The sequence below is a fragment of the Deltaproteobacteria bacterium genome (assembly GCA_011773515.1).
Classification (GTDB): domain Bacteria; phylum Desulfobacterota; class Deferrimicrobia; order J040; family J040; genus WVXK01.
In genome coordinates this window covers 1-6,128 of sequence record WVXK01000007.1, presented here as the reverse complement: position 1 = coordinate 6,128, position 6,128 = coordinate 1, and the positions used below count along the sequence as shown (strand labels likewise).

Below are 6,128 nucleotides of genomic sequence, written 5' to 3'. Positions count from 1 at the left end.
CTCCTTATCGACAGTCGAATATCTAAACAACTGCAATTCGGAACGCGGAATGCGGAGTGTGGAATAATAAACCAAAATTGAATCTGGTTTTTATGATTTCATTCCGAATTCCGATTTCCGAATTCCGCATTGCAAAGGCAATCTATTATTTTTATCTCTTAAATTTGGCCATGTTTCGGCCCAGCCATTCCTCCCCTCCGGCCGGGCAATACACCCGCCACTTTGCCCGAAAATAATCGTCTCCCATCCACTCCAAGAGATCCGAGCGGACCTCCCCCACCACCTTGTAATTCAAGTCGAACTCAAAGACCGCTATGGTCCGGTCATCCAGGTCGATAAACCGCACGAAGTAGCGCTCATCGGCAACGCTCCCGCAGTCGACGGGGCCGATCTCTTCCCGGAGCAGATCCAGCTTCCTCATCACCCTCCTGATGGACATCGGTTTGCCCCCGATAAATATTACCCGGCCCCCCGACCCGAAATCACCGTACCTTTCGAGAATTTTTTTCATAGACATGGCAATCTCCTCACACGATCCGGTGGCCGCCTTTCAAGAGCTCGACCTGCGTCTCCCGGATCAGCTCGCCAAGAGACAGATACTCTCCCCCGAGGGCCTCGGCGAGCATCTTGGATTGGCCGCTGTAGAAGATATCGGAGGAACCCCTTTTCACCTCCCAGCCCTCCAGAGCCCTTCTCACTGCATCCATGGCAAGGTTCATTCTGGCAACATCGACGACGCAGGAGGTGACGCCCATCTCCTTTATTTTCCGGGACAGCTGCACAGATTCCACGAAGGGGTCGTTTCCGAAAGCTGATATGTTGGCATTTCCGTCGGTGATCAGGATCATGTAGGGCGGGTTTTCCTTCGACTTTCTCTTCTCCTTCTCCATCATTTTCATTGCAGCGTAGAGCCCGATAGAGAGGGGGGTGGTTCCACCCGACCTTATGTTTTCCATCATCCTCATCGCCTTCTGGATAGATCCCGTCGGCTCGAGAATGACCTCGGCAAAATGATCCCTGAACGAGATTATCGCTACTTTATCGCGTCGTATGTAGGCCTCTTTGAGCACCGACAGAACCGTGCTCTTGAGGAAACCGATCTTCTGCTGCGTCTCGATGGATGAGCTGGCATCGAGGAGAAAGAGTATGAGGTTTCCCGTTTTGTTCTCATACTGCTTGTACATCAGGTCCTGGGGCCTTACGGAAAACTTTCCGCCCCCCCTTCCGTCATATGAGGCTGCCGCCCTGATCGTCGCATCGATGGCAACCTTTCCGCCCTTCCTTTCCGTGGAGCTCACGTAACGCCCGGGAGGGCTGTCCGTCCTGGTCACGCTCCGCTTACCCGTCCTCCGCCTGAATATCCTGTCTTTCGCCGATTTGAAGAACCTGGGGTTGAACTCCTCCTCGGGGTCGAATTCCCGGGAGTCCACGTACCCCTGGCAGAGATCACAGTTGGGATTATCGCAGCTCCTGACCTTGTATTTGTCCCTCGAGGAACCATCCCGGCCCCCCGTTGCTCTGCCTTCCTTTTTGGGCTTCTTCTCTATTGGCTCTCTCTTCTCGCTCACCTTGCCCACCTCATCCTTGTAGAAGAGGATCATCGTGTGCCCCGAAGCTCCCGACCTGAGGTAATTCGTGATGGCATGCGGTTCCGAATCCCCCCCTCCACCGTCCGCTTCGAAGATGCTTCTGAGCTTCTCGATCGTATCCTTCTTCACCGTCTCCATCTTCAGCCGGTGAGGAAGCGCGAGGCGGAAGCCGTCGGCGAGCCCCTCGGAATCTATCTCGTCCTTTCCGCGATAGGCGCTCGAGGCCCTGGCGACCTTCATGAGTATGATGTCTCCCCGCAGACCGTAGAGGTGAAGGCCCGATGTAATCTCGCACACCCGCTCGATGTCACTGTCATCCACCCAGACATCGGGGAGAAGCCTCCGGGCGGCCTCGATCTTCCCCCGGAGCTCTTCGTCCTCGCGAAGAAGCTTCCCCACGCCGATACCCTTATCCCATTGAAGAACCCGCTCAACCACCTCGCGGCGCATATCGGGGGAGGAAAAACCCCCCACCTCAACCGAGAGCCCGAACCGGTCGAGGAACTGCGGCCTGATCTCCCCCTCCTCGGGGTTCATGCTTCCGACCAGGATGAAGCGGGAGGGGTGGTCGAAGCTCACTCCCTCGCGGCGGACACGGTTCACGCCGCTCACGGAAACATCGAGCAGGATATCCACGATGTTATCGTCCAGCAGGTTCACCTCGTCGATGTATAAAACGTTACCGTTGGCAGCCCCCAGAACACCTATATCGAATCGCTTCACACCATCGCGGATGACGCTTTCGATGTCGATGCTTCCCAGAACGCGGTCCTCGCTCGCGTTCAGGGGAAGATCGACCACATCCACGCGCCGGCGCTCGTAGGAGCGCCCGTTTCCGCCCGTGCATTCCCGGCAGTAATCGCCGCCCTGAAAACAGCCGAACCGGCATCCAACGGCCACTACCTTCTCGGGAAGTACCTGGGCAAGCGACCGGACCGCCGTCGTCTTCCCCGTTCCCTTCTCCCCGCGGATGAGCACTCCCCCGATCCCCGGGTCGATGGCGTTGAAAATGAGCGCTTTTTTGAGCAGCTCGTGCCCCACGATCATCGAGAAGGGGGGAATGTCACTCTGTGAGCGATAGCTGAACATACGAAGCCCTTGAATTGATTACGTTCTTGCAATTATATACCATAAAACCTCTTTCACAAATCTTTGCCTCGCCCTCCATCGGTTCAAGCGATAGCCGCTTTTATCGAACACTTTAAATAGGATTAAATATTTGCGCCAGAAGATCCCTTACATTCTCGAAAATTTACCTTTATCGGTCCGGCCACCGGTTGTGAACAGGTAAAAATTTTACGCTTGGAGGAGTCAGGCAGATATCTGAATGAACGGTAGAATTCGGAGCATCCGATGCCCCGATCAACGTGAAGGAACTCGAGGAAAACGAGCGCGGTGGTAACACCTTCACCGTTATCCTGTACGAAAGGACCCCCAATAAAAAAAAGGAACGGGCCGAAGAGAAACGGGGTCTTTCCATCAAAAATTGCCCTCAGACCCTCTCTATGATCGTGGCCGTGGCCATGCCGTGGCCGATGCACATGGTCTGAAGGCCCAGGGTCCCGCCCCGCTTATCGAGTCCGGAAAGAAGGGTGGCCATGATCCGTGCCCCGCTCGCCCCCACCGGATGGCCCAGGGCGATGGCTCCCCCGCAGGGGTTTACCCTGTCCATGTCGGGGTCAAGCTCCTTCGCCCAGGCAAGGACGACGCTGGCGAAAGCCTCGTTTATCTCGACGACATCGACATCATTGAGTGAGAGGCCGCTTTTTTTCAGGATATTCCTGGTTGCCGGAATGGGCCCGTCGAGCATGAGCACCGGGTCGCTCCCCACGACAACTTTATGGAGGACCCTGGCCTTACCCTTCAGACCCAGCTCCTTCGCTTTTTTCTCTGAGGAGATAAGGACCGCGGCGGCGCCGTCGGTTATCTGGCTTGAGTTTCCCGCCGTTATGACGCCATCCTCCCTGAAGGCCGGTTTCAGTGACGAGAGCTTCAAAAGAGACGTGTCGAAACGGATCCCCTCGTCCGTATCGAGGACGACCTCGCCGTCTCCCTCGCCGGGAACCCGGACGGGAACGATCTCTTCCCTGAAAATCCCCCTCTTCGTCGCCTCGCCGGCTTTTCTGTGGCTCTCGAAAGAAAAAAGGTCCATGTCCCCGCGCGGTATATCCCAGTTTTCCGCCATCATCTCCCCCGATATCCCCTGGTGAACGAGACCGTACTTATCGATGAGGGCCGGGTGGAACTCGCCGTAATCGGAGCCGAGGGGAACCCTGCTCATGCTCTCCACCCCCGCCGCGATCACCAGGTCCATGTCACCGGCCTCTATCGCCTGGGAGGCGAAGTGGATGGCCTGCTGGCTCGACCCGCACATCCTGTTGATGGAAACGGCAGGAACCTGGACGGGAAAACCCGCCAGCAGGGCCGAGAGGCGGGCGATGTTCGCCCCCTGCTGACCCGTCTGGGTGACACACCCGACGATGATATCCTCAACCTGACCCCGGGGCACCCCGCACCGGTCCACCAGAGCACCGAGGACACGCGCCAGCAACTCAACGGGGTGAACAGAGCTGAGCATCCCGTTCCTCTTCCCGAGGGGGGTCCTCACCGCCTCCAGGATAACCGCCTTTCCCATGACGTTCCTCCTTTTCCCCGACTGTGAAGGGTGAGCACTTTAATTCACGAAAATCCTCACTACCATTTCACCACGTTCACCCGCGCGAATAAACCATAAATAGTTGCGAAATAGTTGCGCTCATGTCTTTCCAGAGATCCTCGCTGCACCGCTCCTAACAATATTTCATCTTATGATTGTAAACATAAATGCGGGAGACTGCTTTGGAAAGAAAGAACCATACCCTCATATTCGACGATTCCTGCCCTCTTTGCAGAAAATCGGTCGGCTGGATCGTATCGCTGATTGGAAAAGACAGATTGCATCTCATCCCCTGCAATTCAGAAGAGAGGAAAAATCTCCACCCCGAGATCGGTGATGAGGAGTGCTCTTCCGCCATCCAGCTGATAACGCCTGATGGAAAAGTTTTTGCCGGCGACAGGGCCATCATCGAAATTCTGAACGTGAACGGCAGGCGTTCCGGCCTGAGTCTCTTGTGGAAAGTTCCGTTTCTTGGCTCACTGTTTGGCAGGGCCTACCGGTGGGTGGCGATGAACCGGTATCGAATCTCAGCTCTATTGCTCAAAATCTAAGAAAAATTAGCACGATGTATGATTTACCTGAACTCCCTCGATATCGCCCTGTCTACCGAGAGCGCGCCTCCCCCCTTTATCATCAGCGCAAGGGCGATGGCAATAGCCAGGAGGTGATACTCGTATCCCTCCCCGGGGTTCTTCCCGAACCAGTTCATGAAAAACCCGATCTTCCAGTGCACCAAATAGATGGCACCAACCATCACGCTGAAAATTCCAAAGGCGGCAACTCTCGTGAGAAGACCGGCGATAAGCCCCAGGGATCCCAGAAACTCGGCCGCTATGACGAGGAGCGCTAAGACATAGGGGATCCCCATCTTGGTGGTGAAAAACCCCATGGTCCCGGAAAAACCGCCCCCCCCGTACCAGCCGAGGGCCTTCTGTGCCCCGTGGGGAAACATCACGACACCCAGTAAAATGCGAAGGAAGAGTGCAGCCAAATCGTTCTCCGTTTTTATCAGCCATTTCATCGTGAATTACCCTCCTGATCATGTTCCTGTGAGAACCAACGCACACTATTTTAGATAGGCCTTCACCGTTTCATGGTTTCCCCGCTTCCGATAATTTCCCAACACCTTTGAATCAGTAGAGGTTTCTGTAGTGCTCGGAAATGAGCAGGCTGTAGAGCTCATCTACGGCGGCTGCCATCCCGGAAGCCATGAACTGCCTCATGAGAGGTTTTCTCACCTTGAGATAGACGGTGTTTTCCTTCTTTACCCCCGTTGTATCGGACAGCCGATCGAGGGCGGTCTCCATGTCGGAAATCTCATCGATGAGCCCGTAGTCGAGGGACTTTTTTGCCGAGTAGAGCTCCCCCGTTGCCATCTCGCTCACCTTCTCCCGCGAGAGCCCCCTTCCCTCCACGATGATGTCGATGAACCGCTGATAGAGGTCATCGTGGAGCTCCTCGAGCCTCGCCTTCTCCTCGTCCGTCAGCTCCCGGTGAAAAAGGGACATGTCCTTGCTCGCGCCCTTCTTCATGACCTCGAGCCTGACCCCGAGCTTCTCCATCACGTCCTTTAGAACCGGCTTGACCGAGAGCACGCCGATGCTTCCCAAAAGACCCGTGTGAGGGGAAAAAATCCTCTTCGCCCCGCAGGCGACCATGTACCCTCCCGAAGCGGCCATCAGGGTGTAACAGTAGACGGTTTTTTTTTCGGCAAGCCTCTTGAGCGAGAAATAGAGCATCTCGGAAGCCGCGGCGCTGCCCCCCGGGCTGTCTATCTGAAGCAGGAGGCCCTTTATGAACCTGCTCCTCTCGATGAGCCGCAGGAGGCGCAGGTAGGGTGCCACCGACCTGGCCATCATCAGCCCGTCGAAGGAAAGCACGGC

The 6,128-nt window shown here is 55.9% G+C and carries 6 protein-coding genes; 1 reads left to right on the top strand and 5 read right to left on the bottom strand.

Annotated features, from left to right (window positions below):
• Positions 1-151: 151 nt before the first annotated feature.
• From GTN70_00945 to GTN70_00935, 3 genes are all read right to left on the bottom strand, one after another.
• Positions 152-517 (bottom strand): hypothetical protein, encoded by a 366-nt coding sequence (locus GTN70_00945; protein ID NIO15565.1) that lies wholly within the window; start codon positions 515-517, stop codon positions 152-154.
• Between the two features lie 10 nt (positions 518-527).
• Entirely contained in the window at positions 528-2,678 is a 2,151-nt protein-coding gene (locus GTN70_00940) for a VWA domain-containing protein (protein NIO15564.1), read from the bottom strand.
• A gap of 403 nt (positions 2,679-3,081) precedes the next feature.
• On the bottom strand, positions 3,082-4,224 hold the full coding sequence (locus tag GTN70_00935) for an acetyl-CoA C-acyltransferase (GenBank protein NIO15563.1): 1,143 nt from the start codon (positions 4,222-4,224) through the stop codon (positions 3,082-3,084).
• Between the two features lie 203 nt (positions 4,225-4,427).
• On the opposite strand from GTN70_00935, the gene GTN70_00930 reads away from it, so the two are divergent.
• Complete coding sequence (locus GTN70_00930) at positions 4,428-4,796, top strand: DUF393 domain-containing protein (GenBank protein ID NIO15562.1); 369 nt, start codon at positions 4,428-4,430, stop codon at positions 4,794-4,796.
• Positions 4,797-4,819: 23 nt separating this feature from the next.
• On the opposite strand, the gene GTN70_00925 is transcribed toward GTN70_00930, so the two are convergent.
• The gene (locus GTN70_00925; protein NIO15561.1) at positions 4,820-5,266 is read right to left on the bottom strand and encodes a DoxX family membrane protein; all 447 of its coding nucleotides are present in this window, start codon (positions 5,264-5,266) and stop codon (positions 4,820-4,822) included.
• Positions 5,267-5,378: 112 nt separating this feature from the next.
• On the bottom strand, positions 5,379-6,128 hold a 750-nt coding region (gene sppA / locus GTN70_00920), incomplete at its 5' end, for a signal peptide peptidase SppA (GenBank protein ID NIO15560.1).

Bases quoted from the DNA above. Each gene is read 5' to 3' on its own strand.
- GTN70_00940 (NIO15564.1), bottom strand. From the start codon at position 2,678: ATGTTCAGCTATCGCTCACAGAGTGACATTCCCCCCTTCTCGATGATC.
- GTN70_00945 (NIO15565.1), bottom strand. From the start codon at position 517: ATGTCTATGAAAAAAATTCTCGAAAGGTACGGTGATTTCGGGTCGGGG.
- GTN70_00935 (NIO15563.1), bottom strand. From the start codon at position 4,224: ATGGGAAAGGCGGTTATCCTGGAGGCGGTGAGGACCCCCCTCGGGAAG.
- GTN70_00925 (NIO15561.1), bottom strand. From the start codon at position 5,266: ATGAAATGGCTGATAAAAACGGAGAACGATTTGGCTGCACTCTTCCTT.